The organism is Pseudomonas sp. GL-R-19, from assembly GCF_019956375.1.
In the GTDB taxonomy this organism is placed as follows: Bacteria; Pseudomonadota; Gammaproteobacteria; order Pseudomonadales; family Pseudomonadaceae; genus Aquipseudomonas.
This window is the reverse complement of record NZ_JAHBDJ010000032.1, coordinates 19,248-39,152: the sequence shown is the minus strand read 5'-3', so window position 1 is coordinate 39,152 and position 19,905 is coordinate 19,248. Positions and strand designations below refer to the sequence as shown.

The 19,905-nt window shown below is 63.0% G+C and carries 7 protein-coding genes; 4 read left to right on the top strand and 3 right to left on the bottom strand.

Annotated elements, in window-relative coordinates; translation table 11 throughout:
• Positions 1-201 precede the first annotated feature (201 nt).
• Positions 202-13,200 carry a non-ribosomal peptide synthetase gene (locus KGA83_RS17135; protein WP_223530286.1) on the top strand — a complete coding sequence of 4,333 codons (12,999 nt, stop codon included), beginning with the start codon at positions 202-204 and terminating at the stop codon, positions 13,198-13,200.
• Positions 13,201-13,314: 114 nt separating this feature from the next.
• Positions 13,315-14,127 carry an alpha/beta fold hydrolase gene (locus KGA83_RS17130; RefSeq protein ID WP_223530284.1) on the top strand — a complete coding sequence of 271 codons (813 nt, stop codon included), beginning with the start codon at positions 13,315-13,317 and terminating at the stop codon, positions 14,125-14,127.
• Between the two features lie 94 nt (positions 14,128-14,221).
• On the opposite strand, the gene dsbG is transcribed toward KGA83_RS17130, so the two are convergent.
• From dsbG to dsbD, 3 genes are read right to left on the bottom strand one after another with little or no spacing between them, the layout of a single operon-like run.
• Positions 14,222-14,989, bottom strand: coding sequence for a thiol:disulfide interchange protein DsbG (gene dsbG / locus KGA83_RS17125; protein ID WP_223530282.1), 768 nt, complete (start codon positions 14,987-14,989; stop codon positions 14,222-14,224).
• Complete coding sequence (locus KGA83_RS17120) at positions 14,965-15,819, bottom strand: TlpA disulfide reductase family protein (protein ID WP_108219590.1); 855 nt, start codon at positions 15,817-15,819, stop codon at positions 14,965-14,967. Before KGA83_RS17120 ends, dsbG begins: the two co-directional genes overlap by 25 nt.
• Positions 15,819-17,555 (bottom strand): protein-disulfide reductase DsbD, encoded by a 1,737-nt coding sequence (gene dsbD / locus KGA83_RS17115; protein ID WP_223530281.1) that lies wholly within the window; start codon positions 17,553-17,555, stop codon positions 15,819-15,821. Before dsbD ends, KGA83_RS17120 begins: the two co-directional genes overlap by 1 nt.
• Positions 17,556-17,709: 154 nt before the next feature.
• On the opposite strand from dsbD, the gene KGA83_RS17110 reads away from it, so the two are divergent.
• Positions 17,710-18,390 carry a response regulator gene (locus tag KGA83_RS17110; RefSeq protein ID WP_108219588.1) on the top strand — a complete coding sequence of 227 codons (681 nt, stop codon included), beginning with the start codon at positions 17,710-17,712 and terminating at the stop codon, positions 18,388-18,390.
• Positions 18,387-19,712 (top strand): ATP-binding protein, encoded by a 1,326-nt coding sequence (locus KGA83_RS17105; protein WP_223530280.1) that lies wholly within the window; start codon positions 18,387-18,389, stop codon positions 19,710-19,712. The genes KGA83_RS17110 and KGA83_RS17105 overlap by 4 nt, the downstream gene beginning before the upstream one ends.
• The last annotated feature ends 193 nt before the right edge of the window (positions 19,713-19,905 follow it).

Below are 19,905 nucleotides of genomic sequence, written 5' to 3'. Positions count from 1 at the left end.
TCTTCCTGTCGACGCCTAATTATTTCAAGACGTCATCCGTTCTCATTGGTGAATGGAACAGCGCAATTCTCATAACCCTGTAGGAGCGAGCTCGCTCGCGATGGACGTTAACGATGACGCATTGTCATCGGATAAACGCGGCGCTGGTGAGCCCATCGCGAGCAAGCTCGCTCCTACAGCCGACATCAGGCAGGAAACCTCATGACCGACGCGTTCGAACTCCCCAGCACAATGGTCCAGGCCCTTCAGCGCCGCGCGGCCCTGACGCCGGATCGGGTGGCCCTGCGTTTTCTCGCCGAGACCCCGGATCAGGCTGTAGTGCTCAGTTATCGCGAGCTGGATCAACGGGCGCGGACGACTGCCGGCGCGTTGCAGGCTCAAGCGGATTTCGGCGACCGCGCCGTATTGCTGTTCCCCAGTGGCCCTGATTACGTCGCGGCATTCTTCGGTTGCCTGTACGCGGGCGTGATCGCGGTGCCGGCCTACCCGCCGGAGTCGACACGCCGTCATCACCAGGAACGCCTGTTGTCGATCATCAGCGATGCCCAGCCGCGCTTGCTGCTGACCAGCGCCGGGCTGCGCGATGCGTTGCAACAAATCGAAGGGGCGCCGCCGATGCTGTGTGTCGATACCCTCGACAGTGCACTGGCCGAGCGCTGGGTCGCGGCGGATTTGCAGAACGATCACATCGCCTTCCTGCAATACACCTCCGGCTCTACCGCGCTGCCCAAAGGCGTGCAAATCAGCCACGGCAATCTGGTGGCCAACGAATTGCTGATTCGCCACGGTTTCGGTATTGACCTGAACCCCGACGACGTCATCGTCAGCTGGCTGCCGCTGTACCACGACATGGGCCTGATCGGCGGTCTGCTACAGCCGATTTTCAGCGGCGTGCCTTGCGTGTTGATGTCACCTTCATACTTTCTCGGCCGGCCGTTGCGCTGGCTGGAAGCGATCAGCGAATACGGCGGCACCATCAGCGGCGGGCCGGATTTTGCCTATCGCTTGTGCAGCGAGCGGGTCAGCGAGTCAGCCCTGGAACGGCTCGACCTGAGTGGCTGGCGCGTGGCGTATTCCGGTTCCGAACCGATTCGCCTCGATACCCTGGAACGCTTCGCCGGGAAGTTCGCGACCTGCGGCTTCACTTCGGACAGTTTCATGGCCTCCTACGGTCTGGCCGAAGCCACGCTATTCGTGGCCGGCACAACCCGCGGCCAAGGCATCGGCAACCTGCGGGTAAACGATCAGGCCCTGGCGCAGAACCGTGTCGAAGCGGGCGAGGGCAGCCCGATCATGAGCTGTGGTATCAGCCAACCGGATCACGCCGTGCTGATCGTCGACCCGGTCTCGCTCACCGAGCAGGCCGACAATGTCGTCGGTGAAGTCTGGGCCAGCGGGCCGAGCATTGCCCTCGGCTACTGGTGCAATGCAGAGGCGTCCGCCAGGACCTTCGTCCGGCACGCCGGGCAGACCTGGCTGCGCACCGGGGACCTGGGCTTCCTGCGCAACGGCGAGCTGTTCATCACCGGGCGCCTGAAGGACATGCTGATCGTGCGCGGGCACAACCTGTACCCGCAGGACATCGAACAGACCGTCGAACGTGAAGTGGAAGTGGTGCGCAAGGGCCGCGTCGCCGCTTTCGCCGTCACGGTCGAGGGTCAGGAAGGCATCGGCATCGCCGCCGAAATCAGCCGCAGCGTGCAGAAAATCCTGCCACCGGAGTCCTTGATCAAAGCCATTCGCCAGGCCGTCGCCGAGGTTTATCAGGAGGCACCGAGCGTGGTGCTGCTGCTCAATCCGGGCGCGCTGCCCAAGACGTCCAGCGGTAAATTACAACGCTCGGCGTGTCGCAATCGCCTGGCGGACGGCAGTCTCGACAGCTACGCGGTGTTCCCGTCGGCCGCCACTGAAAGTGCAGGCCGGATCGAGTCGGGCTCTGAGCTGCAAAGCCTGATCGGCCGAATCTGGTGTGAGCAGTTGCAGGTCGCACACGTCGGTGCCGACGATCATTTCTTCCTGCTCGGCGGTAACTCCATCGCGGCGACGCAGGTAGTGGCGCGCCTGCGGGAAGAGTTGGGTCTGGAATTGAATCTGCACCTGCTGTTCGAAGCCCCGACCCTCGACGCATTCGCCGATGTCGTGGCCCGCCAGCAACAGGACGGTGGCCTGGCCCAGGGCGCGATCACTGCGCTGCCGCGCCAGCAACCGATGCCGCAATCCCTGGCACAAAACCGTCTGTGGATCACCTGGCAGCTCGACCCGCACAGCAGCGCCTACAACATTCCCGGTGGCTTGCGTCTGTGCGGCGAGCTGGATGAAGAGGCGTTGCGCATCAGTTTTCAGCAGTTGATCGAGCGCCATGAATCCCTGCGTACGCGATTCTTCGAACGTGACGGCGTGGCGTTGCAACAGGTCGATCCGGCCGCTGAGTTCAATTTGCAAATGATCGACATCAGCGACCTGCCGGCTGCCGAGCGAGAAGCCCGCGCGCAGCAGATCCGCGAAGACGAAGCCCACACTCAGTTCAATCTGGAAAAAGGCCCGTTGCTGTGGGTGACGCTCGTACGCCTCGATGACGAAGACCATCAACTGTTGGTGACCCTGCACCACATCATTGCGGACGGCTGGTCGCTGAATGTGCTGATCGACGAGTTCTCGCGCCTGTACGCCGCTGCATCGCAAGGCGCGACGGCCAATCTCGCGCCGCTGTCGACCCAATATGCCGACTACGGCAGTTGGCAGCGCCAATGGCTGGCGCAAGGTGAGGGCGAGCGTCAGCTGGCTTACTGGAAAGCACAGTTGGGTGAAGAACATCCGACGCTGGAATTGGCCACCGATCATCCACGTTCCGTCCAGCAAGTTCACAGCGCCGCACGACACACTGTGCGCCTGGACGTCAGCCTCAGCGATAGGATTCGCAACACTGCGCAGGCCCACGAATCGACACCGTTCATGTTGTTGCTCTCGGCACTCCAGAGCCTGCTGCACCGCTACAGCGGCCAACGCGACATCCGCATCGGCGTGCCCAACGCAAACCGTCCGCGCCTGGAAACCCAGGGCCTGATCGGTTTCTTCATCAACACCCAAGTGCTGCGCGCTGAAGTCGATTCGCGCCTGCCATTTGTCGAACTGCTGGCCCAGACCCGCCAGGCTGCACTCGGCGCGCAAGCGAATCAGGACCTGCCGTTCGAACAACTGCTCGAAGCCTTCCCCCAGGCCCGCAAACAGGGCCTGTTCCAGGTCATGTTCAACCATCAGCAACGTGACCTGAGTGCGCTCAAACGTCTGCCGGGCCTGCTCGCCGAAGAGCTGCCGTGGCACAGTCGCGAAGCCAAGTTCGACCTGCAACTGCACAGCGAAGAAGACCGAAACGGTCGTCTGACGCTGTCCTTCGACTATGCCAGCGAGCTGTTCGACGCCGCGACCATCGAGCGTCTGGCCGAGCACTTCACCAACCTCTTGAGTGAAGTCTGCGAGCGTGCGCAACAAGCCATCGGCGACCTGCAACTGCTCACCGTCAACGAGCATGATCAGCAAAAAATCTGGAGTGTTGCCCCGTGCGCTCCAGCACAACAATGGCTGCCGGAACAGCTCAACGAACAGGCACGCCTGACCCCGGAACGCACCGCGTTGCTGTGGGACGGCGGCAGCCTCGACTTCGCCGGACTGCACGCTCAGTCCAACCGCCTGGCCCATTACCTGCGCGACAAAGGCGTCGGTCCGGACGTCTGCGTGGCGATCGCCTGCGAGCGTTCGCCGCAACTGCTGATCGGCCTGCTGGCGATCATCAAGGCCGGTGGTGCCTATGTACCGCTGGACCCGGATTACCCGGCTGACCGCTTGGCCTACATGCTCAGCGACAGCGGCGTTGAACTGCTGCTGAGCCAGACTGAACTGCTCGATCGTTTGCCGGCCAGCGACGGCGTCAGCGTCATCGCCATGGATGCCTTGCACCTGGAGAGCTGGCCGAGCCATGCGCCGGGGCTGCAGCTGCACGGTGACAACCTCGCGTATGTGATTTACACCTCCGGTTCCACCGGCCAGCCCAAAGGTGTCGGCAACACCCACGCGGCGCTGGCCGAGCGCCTGCAGTGGATGCAGCAAACCTATCAACTGAACGAAACCGACGTGCTGATGCAAAAGGCGCCGATCAGTTTCGACGTGTCGGTGTGGGAGTGCTTCTGGCCGCTGATCACTGGCGCACGCCTGTTGATCGCCGGTCCCGGCGAACACCGCGATCCGCATCGCATCGCGCAGCTTGTGCAAGCGTATGGCGTGACCACGTTGCACTTCGTGCCGCCGTTGCTTTCGTTGTTCATCGACGAACCGCTCAGCGCTGAATGCACCAGTCTGCGTCGGGTGTTCTCCGGGGGCGAAGCCTTGCCCGCCGAACTGCGCAACCGCGTGCTGGCGCAACTACCGGCGGTGCAACTGCACAACCGCTACGGCCCGACCGAAACCGCGATCAACGTCACCCACTGGCATTGCTCCAGCGCCGACGGCGAACGCTCACCGATTGGCCGGCCGCTAGGCAATGTGATCTGCCGCGTGCTCGACAGCGATCTCAATCCGGTTCCGGCCGGTGTGTCGGGTGAGCTGTGTATCAGCGGTATCGGCCTGGCCCGTGGTTACCTCGGTCGTCCGGCGTTGACCGCCGAACGATTCGTGGTCGATCCGCTGGGTGAGCCAGGCACGCGCCTGTACCGCAGCGGTGACCGGGCGCGCTGGACAGCGGACGGGGTGATCGAATACCTCGGTCGCCTCGATCAGCAGGTCAAGTTGCGCGGGTTCCGGGTCGAGCTGCAGGAAATCGAAGCGCGTCTGCTGGCCCGGGAGGGCGTTGCACAAGCCGTGGTGCTGGTGCGCGAAACCGTGGCCGGCGCACAGTTGATCGGCTACTACACCACGGCGGGCAATGCCGGGGACGAAGCCGATCAAACAGCACGCCTGAAAAGCGCACTGGCCGCCGAACTGCCGGAATACATGGTCCCCGTGCAACTGATGCGCCTGGACGCGATGCCCCTCGGCCCGAGCGGCAAACTCGACCGCCGCGCCTTGCCGGAGCCGCAATGGCAGGTTCGCGAACACGTCGAACCGGTGACTGAACTGGAACGACACATCGCCGGTATCTGGCGCGAAGTGCTGGGCCTGGCGCAAATCGGCCTGCGCGATGATTTTTTTGCCCTCGGCGGCCACTCGCTGCTGGCCACGCAAATCATCTCCCGCACCCGCCAGGCCTGCGACGTCGAGTTGCCGCTGCGGACGCTGTTCGAACACAGCGAGCTCGGTGCATTTGCCGAGCAGGTTCGCCTGATCCAGGCCAGCGGCAGTACCAACGAGCAGCCGCCGATTGAAAAAGTCGACCGCGGGCAGGCGGTGCCACTGTCGTATTCCCAGCAGCGCATGTGGTTCCTCTGGCAGATGGAGCCCGACAGCCCGGCCTACAATGTCGGCGGCATGGCGCGGCTGCGCGGCGTGCTCGACGTGGCGCGTTTCGAGGCCGCGCTGCAAGCCCTGATCCTGCGTCACGAAACCCTGCGCACCACGTTCCCGAGCATCGACGGCGTCGCCCGCCAGCAGGTGCACACGCAAACCTGTGTGCGCATGGCGTGGAAGGATTTCACCGCGCAGGATGCCGAAGGCCGCGAGCGGCTGGTCCAGCAACTGGCCGACGACGAAGCGCACCAGCCGTTCGATCTGGAAACCGGACCGCTGCTGCGCGCATGCCTGGTCAAGACCGCCGAGCAGGAACACTACCTGGTGCTGACCTTGCACCACATCGTCACCGAAGGCTGGGCGATGGACATCTTTGCCCGGGAGCTCAGCGCGCTGTACGAAGCGTTTGTCGATGACCGTGAATCGCCGCTCGCGCCATTGCCGGTGCAGTACCTGGATTACAGCGTGTGGCAGCGTCAGTGGCTGGAGTCCGGCGAGCGTCAGCGCCAGCTCGATTACTGGACCACGCAGCTGGGCCGCGAACACCCGCTGCTGGAGTTGCCAGCCGACCGTCCACGCCCGCCGGTGCAAAGCCATCAGGGTGAGTTGTATCGCTTTGACCTGAGCGATGAGCTCGCGGCACGGGTCCGCGCCTTCAATGCGCAACACGGTCTGACCCTGTTCATGACCATGGTCGCCGCCCTGGCTACGCTGCTGTACCGCTACAGCGGCCAGGCCGATCTGCGCATCGGCGCGCCGGTGGCCAACCGCATTCGTCCGGAAAGCGAAGGGCTGATCGGCGCGTTCCTCAACACCCAGGTGCTGCGTTGCCAGCTCGACGGGCAGATGTCCGTGGGCGAGTTGTTCGAACAGGTGCGGCACACGGTGATCGAAGGCCAGTCCCATCAGGACCTGCCGTTCGATCATCTGGTGGAAGCCTTGCAACTGCCGCGCAGCACTGCTTACAACCCGTTGTTCCAGGTGATGTGCAACGTGCAGCGCTGGGAGTTCCAGCAAAGCCGCAGCCTGGCCGGCATGACGGTCGAGTACCTGGCCAACGATGCCCGCGCGACCAAGTTCGACCTCAACCTGGAAGTCACCGACCTCGACCATCGCCTCGGTTGCTGCCTGACCTACAGTACCGACCTGTTCGACGAACCGCGCATTGCGCGCATGGCCGGGCATTGGCGCAACTTGCTGGAGGCGCTGATTGCCGATCCGCAGCAGCGCTTGAGCGAGCTGCCGCTGCTGGCGTGTGGCGAACAGCAACATCTGCTCGACAGCCTTGGTGTCGAGCCGGGCGAACATCGGCTGGATCAGTGCATTCATCAGCTGTTCGCCGAGCAAGCCTTGATGCGCCAGGACGCTCCGGCCCTGACCTTCGCCGGGCAGACTTTGAGCTACGCCGAACTCGACAGCCGCGCCAACCGCCTCGCGTGGATGCTGCGTGAACGCGGTGTCGGTCCGCAGGTACGCGTGGGCCTGGCACTGGAGCGCTCGCTGGAGATGGTCGTCGGCCTGCTGGCGATCCTCAAGGCCGGCGGCGCCTATGTGCCGCTGGATCCGGAGTACCCGCTGGATCGCTTGCATTACATGATCGAAGACAGCGGCATCGGTTTGCTGCTCAGTGATGCGGCGATGTTCAAGGCTTTGGGCGAGTTGCCGGCGATCGTCGGCCGCTGGTGCCTTGAAGAAGACGCCGCTGCACTGGCCAGCTACCCGGCCACCGAGCTGCCATCGATCAGCCTGCCGCAGCATCAGGCTTACCTGATCTACACCTCGGGCTCGACCGGCAAACCGAAAGGCGTGGTGGTGTCCCACGGCGAAATCGCCATGCACTGCCGCGCGGTGATCGAGCGCTTCGGCATGCGCGCCGACGACTGTGAGCTGCACTTCTATTCGATCAACTTCGACGCCGCGACCGAGCGTTTGCTGGTGCCGTTGCTCAGCGGTGCGCAAGTAGTGCTGCGAGCTCAAGGGCAGTGGGACGCGGAAGAAATCTGCGGGCTGATCCGTCGTCATCACATCAACGTCCTCGGTTTCACACCGAGCTACGGCAGTCAATTGGCGCAATGGCTGGCAACGCAAAAGGAAACCCTGTCGGTGCGCATGATCATCACCGGCGGCGAAGCGCTGACGGGGGAACACCTGGCGCGTATTCGTGCAGCGTTCCAGCCGAGCCTGTTCTTCAACGCCTATGGCCCGACCGAAACCGTGGTCATGCCGCTGGCCAGCCTTGCACCTGAAGTGCTGGAAGAGGGCGCCGGCAGCGTGCCGATCGGCAGCGTGATCGGCGCTCGCGTCGCCTACATTCTCGACGCCAATCTGGCGTTGGTGCCGCCAGGCGCGACGGGCGAGTTGTACGTCGGTGGTGCGGGCCTGGCCCAGGGTTATCACCAGCATCCGGGCATGACCGCGGAACGCTTCGTGGCCGACCCGTTTGTCGCCAGCGGCGGGCGTATCTACCGCACCGGCGACCTGGTGCGCCAGCGCGCCGACGGCCTGGTGGAGTACCTCGGGCGGATCGATCATCAGGTGAAGATTCGCGGTTTCCGCATCGAATTGGGCGAGATCGAAACCCGTTTGCTGGAGCACGAGTCGATTCGTGAAGCGGTGGTGCTGGCCGTCGATGCGCCGAGTGGCAAGCAACTGGTGGGTTACCTCGCCACTGACGTCGCCGAACAGGACGAAGTGCATCACGCCACATTGCGCGTAGCCCTCAAGGCACACTTGAAATCGCAATTGCCGGATTACATGGTGCCTACGCACCTGATTCTGCTGACCAGCATGCCGCTGACCGCCAACGGCAAGCTTGACCGCCGTGCACTGCCGGCGCCGGACCCGGAGTTGAATCGCCAACATTACGTAGCGCCGGGCAACGAACTCGAAGTCACGCTGGCGCAGATCTGGTGCGAAGTGCTGAACGTCGGACAGGTCGGCCTCAACGACAACTTCTTCGAGTTGGGCGGTGACTCGATCCTGTCGATCCAGGTGGTCAGCCGGGCGCGGCAGCAGGGCATTCACTTCAGCCCTCGCGATCTGTTCCAGCACCAGACCGTGCAGACCCTCGCCGCCGTGGCCACCCGCAGCGAGCAGGTCAGCGCCGAACAAGGCCTGATCATGGGCCAGTCGCGACTGACGCCGATCCAGCACTGGTTCTTCGATACTGACATCCCGCAACGCCAGCACTGGAACCAGGCGTTGTTGCTGCAACCGACTGTCACCCTGGAGCCTCATCGTCTGGAGCAAGCGCTGCTGGCAGTGATCGAACAGCACGACGCCTTGCGCCTGCGTTTCAGCCGCGTTGCCGGCCAGTGGCAGGCCTTGCACCAGCCGATTTCCGATGCACCGGTGCTGTGGCAGGTGCATGTTTCGTCCATGGACAAATGCGCGGCCTTGTTCGCCGATGCCCAGCGCAGTCTCGACCTTGAAGAAGGGCCATTGCTGCGGGTGTTGCTGGTCGATGGTCCTGAAGGTCAGCAGCGCTTGTTCATCGCCATTCACCACTTGGTGGTGGACGGCGTGTCGTGGCGGGTGCTGCTGGATGACCTGCAAACCGTGTATCGCCAACTGGACGCGCAGCAGTCGGTGAAGCTGCCAGCGAAAACCGGCGCCTTCAAGGACTGGGCCGCACGTTTGCGGGCCTACGCCGGCAGCGAATCCCTGCGCGAAGAGCTGGGCTGGTGGCAGACGCAACTGGCCGGGCCCGCTGCCGACTTGCCCTGTGATCACCCCGACGGCGGCCGGCAGAAACGGCATGCGCAAGCCGTCAGCGTGCGCCTCGACAGCGAGCGCACCCGGCAATTGCTGCAACAGGCGCCGAGTGCCTATCGCACCCAGGTCAACGACTTGCTGCTGACCGCATTGGCCCGCGTGTTGTGCCGCTGGAGCGGGCACGCATCGACGCTGATTCAACTGGAAGGCCACGGTCGCGAAGCGCTGTTCGACGACATCGACCTGACCCGCACTGTCGGCTGGTTCACCAGCGCCTACCCGCTGCGCCTGACCCCGTCGAACATCGAAGAAGCCGCCGGGCAGGGCGCGTCGATCAAGGCAATCAAGGAGCAACTACGTGCCGTGCCGCACAAAGGCCTGGGCTATGGCGTGCTGCGCTATCTCGCCGATGATCAGATTCGCCACGGCATGGCGCCGTTGCCGGTGGCGCCGATCACCTTCAACTACCTCGGCCAGTTCGACCAGAGTTTCGGGGCGCACGCGCTGTTCCATCCCCTGGATGAAGGCATCGGCGCGGCCCACGATGCCAATGCTCCGCTACCCAACGAGCTGAGCGTCGACAGTCAGGTGTATGGCGGTGAACTGGTGCTGCGCTGGACCTTCAGCGCCGAACGCTTCGATTCGCAAACCATCGACGAGTTGGCCGATGCCTACCTCGGTGAGTTGAGCAGCCTGATCGAGCATTGCCTGCGCGACGACGCGGGTGGCCTGACGCCGTCGGACTTCCCGCTGGCGAATCTCAGCCAGGCGCAACTGGATGCGCTGCCGGTCCCGGCCGCCGTCATTGAAGACGTCTACCCGTTGACCCCGATGCAGGAAGGCATGCTGCTGCACACCTTGCTGGAGCCGGGCACCGGCCTGTACTACATGCAGGACCGCTACCGCATCAACAGCGAACTCGACCCGCAGCGTTTCGCCCAGGCCTGGCAAGCGGTGATCGCCCGCCACGAAGCGTTGCGCGCGTCGTTCTGCTGGAACGTCGGCCAAGAGATGCTGCAAGTGATCCACAAACCGGGCTGCACGCCGATCGAGTATCTCGACTGGAGCGACATCGCCGAAGCCGAGCAAGAGCCGAAGTTGCAAACCTTGCTCAAGACCGAGCGCGAGGCGGGGTTCGATCTGCTCAATCAGGCACCCTTCCACTTGCGTTTGATCCGTGTGGGCGCGGCACGCTACTGGTTCATGATGAGCAATCACCACATCCTCATCGACGCCTGGTGCCGTTCGCTGCTGATGAATGATTTCTTCGAGATCTACAGCGCCCTCGGCGAAGGCCGGGAAGTGCAGCTGGCGGTGCCGCCACGTTATCGCGACTACATCGGCTGGCTGCAACACCGAAGCCTGGCCGAAGCGCGACAGTGGTGGAAAAGCAACCTGCAGGGTTTCGAACGGTCCACGCCGATCCCGAGCGACCGGCCATTGCTGCGCGAACATGCCGGCGACAGCGGCGGCATGATCGTCGGCGACTGCTATACAAGGCTCGACGCCCGTGACGGTGCGCAATTGCGCGAACTGGCCCAGGCCCATCAGCTGACCATCAATACTTTCGCCCAGGCGGCATGGGCACTGGTGCTGCGACGCTTGAGCGGTGATCGCGACGTGCTGTTCGGCGTCACCGTGGCCGGGCGTCCGGTGGACATGCCGCAGATGCAGCGCACCGTCGGCCTGTTCATCAACAGCATCGCGCTACGGGTGAAAATGCCCGAGGACGGTCAGCGTTGCAGCGTGCGCCAGTGGCTCACCGGTCTGCTCGACAGCAACATGCAACTGCGTGAGTACGAATACCTGCCGCTGGTGAACATCCAGGAGCAAAGCGAACTGCCCAAGGGCCAGCCGCTGTTCGACAGCCTGTTCGTGTTCGAAAACGCCCCGGTGGAAGTCTCGGTGCTGGACCGTGCGCAGAGCCTCAATGCGACCTCGGATTCGGGCCGGACCCATACCAACTTCCCGCTCACGGCGGTGTGCTATCCGGGGGATGACCTGGGCTTGCACCTGTCCTACGACCAGCGCTACTTCGATGAGGCCACGGTCGAGCGCATGCTCGGCGAGTTCAAGCGTTTGCTGCTGACGCTGGTGAACGGGTTCCATGGCGACATGGCCGACCTGCCGTTGCTGGGGGCCGAGGAGCAGGATTTTCTCATCCATGGCTGCAACCAGAGCGAACAGGATTACCCGCTGGAGCAGAGCTACGTTGCATTGTTTGAAGCCCAAGTCGCCCGGCACCCGCAGCGGGTTGCCGTCAGCTGTCTGGACCGGCAGTACAGTTATCTGGAGCTGAACCAGTGCAGTAACCGTCTCGGTCATGCGTTGATCGCCGCCGGTGTCGGGCGCGATCAACCGGTAGCCTTGCTGACCGAGCGCAGCCTCGAATTACTGGGCATGATCATTGGCAGCTTCAAGGCGGGAGCGGGTTACCTGCCGCTGGACCCGGGTTTGCCGGGTCAGCGGTTGAGCCGGATCATCGATCTGAGCCGCACGCCATTGCTGGTGTGCACGCAAGCGTGCCGAGAGCAGGCGCAGGCCTTGCTCGACGAGTTCGCCTGCGCCAGTCGGCCACGGCTGCTGGTCTGGGAGGAAGTCCAGGCCCTTGCGCTGTCGGCGGACAATCCTGGCGTCTACAGCGGCCCGGACAACCTCGCCTACGTGATCTACACCTCCGGTTCCACCGGTTTGCCCAAAGGCGTGATGGTCGAACAGCGCGGCATGCTCAACAACCAGTTGAGCAAGGTGCCGTACCTGAACCTGAGCGACGCCGACGTGATCGCCCAGACCGCGTCGCAAAGCTTCGATATTTCGGTCTGGCAGTTCCTCGCCGCGCCGTTGTTCGGCGCACAGGTGGACATCGTGCCGAACACCATCGCCCACGATCCCCAGGGTTTGCTGGCCCATGTGCAGAGCCAGGGCATTACCGTGCTGGAAAGCGTGCCGTCGCTGATCCAGGGCATGCTCGCCCAGGAGCGCATGAGCCTCGACGGCCTGCGCTGGATGCTGCCGACCGGCGAGGCGATGCCACCGGAACTGGCGCATCAATGGCTGTTGCGCTATCCGCAGATCGGGTTGGTGAATGCCTACGGTCCGGCGGAGTGCTCGGATGACGTGGCGTTCTTCCGCGTCGATATGGCTTCGACTCGCGGCAGCTACCTGCCGATCGGCACGCCGACCGACAACAATCGTTTGTACCTGCTCGACGCAGTGCTGGAACTGGTGCCGCTGGGTGCGGTGGGTGAATTGTGCGTGGCGGGGACCGGGGTCGGCCGCGGCTATGTCAGCGATCCGCTGCGCACCGCCCCGGTGTTTGTGCCGAACCCGTTCGGCACACCGGGTGAGCGCCTGTATCGCACCGGCGACCTGGCCCGCCGTCGCAGTGACGGCGTGCTGGAATACGTCGGCCGGGTCGACCATCAGGTGAAGATCCGTGGTTACCGCATCGAACTGGGTGAAATCGAGGCTCGCCTGCATGAACAAGCGCAAGTCCGCGATGCTGCAGTGGGTGTACAGGACGGGGCGAACGGCAAGCATCTGGTTGGCTATCTGGTGGCGGTCGATTCAGCGCTCAATTCCACCGAACGCCTGGAGCGCATCAAGCAACGCCTGCGCACCGAACTGCCGGAGTACATGGTGCCTTTGCACTGGCTGTGGCTGGACAAGCTGCCGCTCAATGCCAATGGCAAGCTGGATCGCAAGGCGCTGCCGGCACTGGAAATCGGCCAGTTGCAAAGCCAGGACTATCAGGCGCCGCGCAATGAACTTGAGCAGACCCTGGCCGATATTTGGGCCGAGGTGTTGAAGGTCGAGCAAGTGGGCGTTCGCGACAACTTCTTCGAATTGGGCGGGCATTCGCTGCTGGCCACGCAAATCGCCTCGCGGGTGCAGAAGACCCTGCAACGGGATGTGCCGTTGCGGGCGATGTTCGAGTGCAGCACGGTGGAAGAATTGGCCGGGTACATCGAGGGGTTGGCGGTGAGCGAGATCACCGAGGAGAAGGTGGATCGCTTGAATGACCTGATGGCGGAGCTGGAGGGGGTGTAATCACCAGCGGCTTGCCCGCGAAGGCGGTGGCACAAACGCACACACTCCAGCAATTGACGAGGGACTGTCTGCCGCTCAGTCTTCCGGTTCCATTTTTATTTGCGCAGACAGTCGATGCCCTTCGTAACGATAGACGGACAAGCCCTTCACTACATCGATCAAGGTACCGGCCCGGCTGTACTGCTGGCCGGTAGTTACCTGTGGGACCAGGCCATGTGGGCGCCGCAGATTGCCGCGCTGTCGCAACAGTATCGAGTGATAGCCCTGGACCTGTGGGGGCACGGTGAATCCGGGACGTTGCCTGTCGGTACTGCATCGCTGGATGACGTGGCGCGTCAGGCATTGGTCTTGCTCGACCATCTGGACATCGACCGGGTTACGCTGGTCGGCCTGTCGGTCGGAGGCATGTGGGGCGCGCGCCTGGCCTTATCGGCTGCGCAGCGGGTCAATGGGCTGGTGCTGATGGACACCTACGTCGGCGCCGAACCGGAGCCGACTCGCCAGTATTATTTTTCACTGTTGAAGCAGATCGAAGAGGCGGGTGTCATCACTCCAGCGCTGCTGGATATCGTGGTGCCGATTTTCTTCCGGCCGGGCATTGATCCGCAGTCGGCGCTCTACCGGGATTTTCGTGCTTCCCTGGCGGCTCTACCCTCGGATCGCCTGCGTGAAAGCATCGTGCCGATGGGGCGGATTACATTTGGGAGGGATGATCTATTGCCACGACTGGGCGAACTGGACGCAGCGACCACGCTGGTGATGTGCGGAGATCAGGACAAGCCCCGACCACCGGGTGAAGCCCGTGAAATGGCTGAATTGATTGGCTGCCCGTGTGTGCTGGTGCCGAAGGCGGGGCATATTTCCAATCTGGAGAACCCCGGGTTTGTGACCGAAAGCTTGCTGGCGTTTTTGGCCGACAGAGCTTAGTTGAATCTACCGACGCCATCGCAAGCAGGCCCGCTCCCACAGGTAATCACCTTTCCCTGTGGGAGCGAGCCTGCTCGCGATGGGGGCGCTGAAGTCACTTCGGCCCCAGGATCTTCGCCAGTTTGTCCGGCGACGGCGCACCTTGCTGCTGTTGCAGATTACCCTTGTCGTCCATGTAGAAAATCGCCGGTGTCGCCTGCAACTCCAGATCTTCCATCAATTGCATGTTGGCCGTGAGCTTTGCCTGAATCACCGGCGGCACTTCCTTCAAGGCCGTGAGCGAGCTGCCCTTGCCAGCGGCTTCGTGATCCTGCAGGGCTTTTTCCGGGTCTTTGGCGGCGAGCAGTGCAGCGGATTTCCCCGGGCTATCCTCGCGGATGATGCCCACCATGATGTGGCGCAACTGCACCTTGCCGGCCTTGACCCACGGCCGGGCCTGTTCCCAGAACATGTTGCAGTACGGGCAGTTCGGGTCACTGAACAGGTACACCACGCGCGGCGCATCCTTCTTGCCGTCGCCGATCCAGTTGCTGGTTTCGAACTTGGCCCAGACTTCCTTGGCCATCGGGGCATACACCAGTTTCTGCAACGGTGCGCTGCTCAGGTCATTGCCCTCGGCGTCATACAGATTGCCCAGCAACACGTGTTTGCCATCAGGGGTTAGGTACAGCGCCATGCCGCGGCTCTGGTATTGCGCGGCATAACCGCGCAAGCCGTCGGGGGCGTCGAACTGGCCGACGATTTTCGCGCCCTTGGCCTCGATTTTCTTGATGGCATCGGGCAACTCTTCGGCCTGCAGCGTTGGCAGGTGAATCAGGGCCGCACCGAGGCTCAGGGTCAGCAGGTGGCGGAGGCGGGACATGGCAATTTCCTTGAGGAGGTGGCAGGTACGGTATCGAAGTTTTCCAGTGCGCGGGCCAGGCTGGCGTCCGACAACTCGCCCAAATGGCTGCCCAGCAGGCGACCTTCGGGACTGTAGAACAGCGTAGTCGGCAACGCCATGGAGCCGACGGCCTGGCTCAGACGCCCGCCGCCGTCGAACAGCACGTTGGACAGGCTCAGGCCTTGGGTTTCCAGAAAGGTCGCGACGCTTTGCATGCTTTCCGCCTGATTGACGAACAGGAAGGTCAGGTCTGGCCGGTGTTGCTGGGCGTTTTCCAGTACCGGCATTTCCCGGCGGCACGGCGGGCACCAGGTGGCCCAGAGATTGATCACCAACGGGCCGCCCTTGTAGTCGGTCAGTTGCACGGTTTCGCCGGCGGCGTTGCGCAGGGCGATTTCCGGCAGGCGTGTGCCTTGTTCATAAATCGACAGGGAGAACGTCGCCAACAACCAGAACGCCAGGCCACTGGCCACGCCAATGCCCAATGGACGGCGCAAACCCGGGCGACGCCAGCCGCGATACAGCGTGGCAAGCAAAACCACAATCACCCCCGGCCAGGCGAGGAAACCGCCATCGCGCAGGTCGATGACCTGCCACGGATCGTTGCGATAGTGGGCCCAATAGGCCACCACGAAACCGATTCGGGCCGCCAGCATGCCCAGTAGAAACAGGCTGAACAGTACCGACTCGGGGTTGTCACCGCCACGTTTGGCCACCCGCCAGCCGACAAACGTGGCCAGCGCCAGCGCACTGATCAGCAGCAGGTGATTAAGCGCAATGGCAAAGGTGCCGAGGGTGAAGGTCAGCATTAACGGGCGTCTCGGGTGTTGGTCCAGCGTTGCAGGAAAGTATCGGCATCGACCTCGCCGGTGATGCGCTGGCTGCGACGCTCTTCACCGTCAGCACCGATCCACAACAGGCTGGGTGGCCCTGGCACTTTGTAACGGCCGAGCAGTTCGCGGCTGGCGGCATTGTCGGCGGTGACGTCCAGTCGGAGCAAGCGCACGTCGCTCAGGGCTTCCATGACATTGGCTTTGCCGAATACCTGTTTTTCCATGACCTTGCACGACACGCACCAGTCGGCGTAGTAGTCCAGCAGTACCCACTGGCCCTGAGCGTGTGCGGCGTCGAGTTCCCGTTGCAGTGCCTGCGGATCCTTGATGGTGGTGAAGGCATCGTGGCCAACCGGCACGGCGGCCACCGCCTGGTTCGAGGCGCGGTAGACCTGCAGTGGTTTGAATGGATCATCGCCGCCACCCGCCGCACCGATCACCAACAGGCCACCCCATAAACCGAGCAGCAACGAGCTGGCGCCAAACAGGTGCGCGATACGGCCGAAATCTTCCGACTGTTTCCAGGCGCTGTAGGCCGTGATCAACAGCAGCGCCCCGCACAATCCGACCCACAGGGATTCGTCCAGCACCGGACGCAGCATCAGCAACGCGGTGGCGAGGAACAGAAAGCCAAAAATGCCTTTGACCAGGTTCATCCAGGCGCCGGGTTTGGGCATGAAGCGATTGCCGACGGTCACCAGCAACAGCAGCGGCACGCCGATACCGATGCCCATGGCGAACAGAATCAATCCGCCATGCAACGCGTTACCGCTTTGCGCGATGTAGAGCAGGGCACCGGCCAGCGGTGCGGTCATGCATGGGCCGACCAGCAGGCCGGACAGCGCCCCCAGCACCCCGGCGCCGATCAGATTGCCACCACGTTGATTGCGCGAAACGTTTTCCAGGCGATCGCGTACGGCCACCGGCAGTTGCAATTCGAAGAAGCCGAACATCGGTAGCGCCAGCACCACGAAAACCGCCGCGAAACTGCCCAGCAACCAAGGGTTCTGCAGCCAGGCTTGCAGATTGGCCCCGAGGGAGGCGGCCAGCACACCCATCGCCGCATACACCAGCGCCATGCTGACCACGTAACTGCTGGCCAGGGCGAAACCGCGTTTGGGCGTGGCGCCGCTGCCGACGATCAACCCGGCCAGAATCGGCAGCATCGGCAACGAACATGGCGTGAAGGCCAGCAGCAGGCCCAGGCCGAAGAACAGCAAAAGGCTCCAGCCCAGCGCCCGTTGTTGCAGGCTGCTGGCCAGCGCCTGGTCCGGTGCTTCAGTGGCCGTATTCAACGCATTGGCATTGCCCAGGTCCACGACTCTGGTTTGCGGCGGATAACACAAACCGGCATCGGCACAACCCTGGTAACTGACCTTGACCGTGCCGCTGGCACCCGCCGGAATCTTCAGTTCCAGACCCTGACGGTAGACTTGCTGTTCACCGAAAAACTCGTCGCTGTGAGCTTCACCTTCCGGCAACGCGGGATGCTGCCCGACAGGCAACCCGTCGTACTTCAAGCGTTTCTGGTACAGGTAATAGCCGTCGGAGATCTGCCAATAGAGCTGGGTTTCACCGGATTCCAGACGTTCGGAGGTAAACGTGAATGCTTTATCAACCGGGAGAAATTCAGGTTTGGTGTCGAACGGATTGGTTCCCGCCTGGGCCAGGCCCGCGATCAAGAGGGTAAAAAGTAAAAACAGACGATGCATGAATAAGCCTTTGCCCTGTGCTAATGAGGTGCACAGTGGCGGGTGGCGATTAACCGATGATTAACCGCCCCGGCCTTGTGGCGGTGGCGCTTGCGGCATAATGTCGACTTAATCGGTCAACGGCTTAATAGGCTTTATTTCTACGAGGCTCCCCATGCACGTACTGGTTTGCGAAGACGATGAGCTGATCGCCAGCGGCATTGTCGCTGGCCTGACCGCCCAGGGTCTGACCGTGGAGCACGTCGCCACGGCGTCCGCCGCCCGGGCGATGCTCAAGGTGGCGGAATTCGATGTCATGGTGCTCGATCTCGGGTTGCCGGACGAAGATGGCCTCAAGCTGCTGCAACAGTTGCGCCATCAAGGCCTGGAGTTGCCGGTTTTGATCCTCACCGCCCGGGACTCGGTCACCGACCGCGTCGATGGCCTGCAAGCCGGCGCGGACGATTATCTGCTCAAGCCGTTCGACTTGCGTGAACTCGCTGCACGCCTGCACACGCTGTTGCGACGGGTGGCGGGGCGCAGCGTCAACCTGATCGAACACGGTGCCCTGACCTACGACCCGAGCAGCCGCGAAACCACGCTCGCAGGACAGCCGGTGGACCTGTCGCGCCGCGAACAGTCGCTGCTGCAAGCCTTGTTGCACAACCGTGGGCGGGTGCTGTCCACCGAGCAACTCAAGGACAGCGTCTATGGCTTCAACGACGAACTGGAAAGCAACGCCCTCAACGTCCATATCCATCACCTGCGGCGTAAACTCGGCAATGGCATTGTCGAGACCGTGCGCGGCCTGGGTTATCGCCTGGGGCCGGCTGATGGCGGAGAAGAACCGAAGTGATGAGTCTGCGTTTGCGCCTGAGCCTGACGCTCGGCGCCGCATTTGCCTTGATCTGGGCCTTGGCCGCGGCCTGGATGCTCAGTGATCTGCGCAATCAAATGATGTTTTCCCTCGACCAGCGCCTGGTGGCGTCGGCACGCATGGTCGCCGGCCTGATGGAGCAACTGCCGCCCGTGCCGAGCAAGGGCGAGGGCACCCACTTCAGTGCCGAACAGTTGAACATTCCAGGTGGCATGGCGTGCCAGGTCAGCTCGTTGCGCGGTGAAATCCTTGCCCGCAGTCACACCGAACCGCAGCAGGCCCTGGAGGCCGAGAAACTCGGTTTTCACGATCAGATGATCGACGGCGCGCCATGGCGCAGCTTCACATTGGCCCGGGGCGATCTGCGCATCACCACCGCCGACCGGCAGATCGAGCGTGAGGCGTTGAACATGTCGATCCTGCTGGCCGCTTCGGTGCCGGTGGGCGTGGCGCTGCTCGGTTGCCTGTGTTTGCTCTGGCTGGGCATCGGCCAGGGACTGGCGCCGCTCAACCGCATGCGCGACGCCTTGATGCGCCGCAGCGCCGACTCCCTCGAACCCTTGCAGATCCAGCCGTTGCCCAGCGAGTTGCAACCCCTTCTGGAAACCCAGAACCAGTTGCTCCAGCGCATCGGCAAGACCATCGAGCGCGAACGTCGCCTGACCGGGGACGCGGCCCACGAACTGCGCAGCCCGCTGACCGCGATCAAGACCCACCTGCAAGTGGCGCGCATGACTGACGGCAGCGCCCGGGACCAGTCCCTGGCCCGGGCCGAAGAGGGCGCCGACCGCATGCACCGGACCCTCGAACAATTGCTGTTGCTGGCGCGCGTCGAGGGCAGTCTGTCGTTTGACGACGGTGTGCAATGCAACGCCGAGCAAGTGGCGAAATTGGCGATCCAGGACGCGGCAAGCGGCGATCGCCAACGCATCAGGTTTCAGGCCCTGGGCAAGGTTTCCGCCGCGCCGGTACAAATGCCCGCCGTGCTGTCGATTGCCGCGCTGCGCAACTTGCTCGACAACGCACTGCGCCATACACCCGCCGACAAAGCGGTGGAGTTGAGCCTGGAAACCACCGGCAATCGTGTGCAGTTCGTGGTGCGCGACCATGGGCCGGGGATTGCCGAAGAAGATCTGCAACACCTGACCCAGCGTTTCTGGCGCAACGGCCAGAGCACCGGTTGTGGTCTGGGGCTGGCGATTGTCCAGGCCATCGTTCAGCGTTGCGGTTGTACGTTGCAATTCGATAGCCGGCCAGACGGCTTGCGGGTCGAGCTGACGATGCCGCTGCAACCCGTCTGAAAAACACCACCCCCCTGTAGGAGCGAGCTTGCTCCGGGCGGCGTTCCGACGATGGTCGATAACGATAACGCGTGCTTTCTGAATGCACGCGGTGTTCTTGAGTCCATCGCGAGCAGAGCTCGCTCCTACAAGGTATCCGTGTTACCGCCTAAATCCCTCAAGCGCTGATGCGTTTCCAGAACAGGAAAACCTT

Excerpts from the sequence above, each read along its gene's own strand:
- KGA83_RS17135 (WP_223530286.1), top strand. The coding sequence starts at position 202 with ATGACCGACGCGTTCGAACTCCCCAGCACAATGGTCCAGGCCCTTCAG.
- KGA83_RS17130 (WP_223530284.1), top strand. The coding sequence starts at position 13,315 with ATGCCCTTCGTAACGATAGACGGACAAGCCCTTCACTACATCGATCAA.
- dsbG (WP_223530282.1), bottom strand. The coding sequence starts at position 14,989 with ATGTCCCGCCTCCGCCACCTGCTGACCCTGAGCCTCGGTGCGGCCCTG.
- KGA83_RS17120 (WP_108219590.1), bottom strand. The coding sequence starts at position 15,819 with ATGCTGACCTTCACCCTCGGCACCTTTGCCATTGCGCTTAATCACCTG.
- dsbD (WP_223530281.1), bottom strand. The coding sequence starts at position 17,555 with ATGCATCGTCTGTTTTTACTTTTTACCCTCTTGATCGCGGGCCTGGCC.
- KGA83_RS17110 (WP_108219588.1), top strand. The coding sequence starts at position 17,710 with ATGCACGTACTGGTTTGCGAAGACGATGAGCTGATCGCCAGCGGCATT.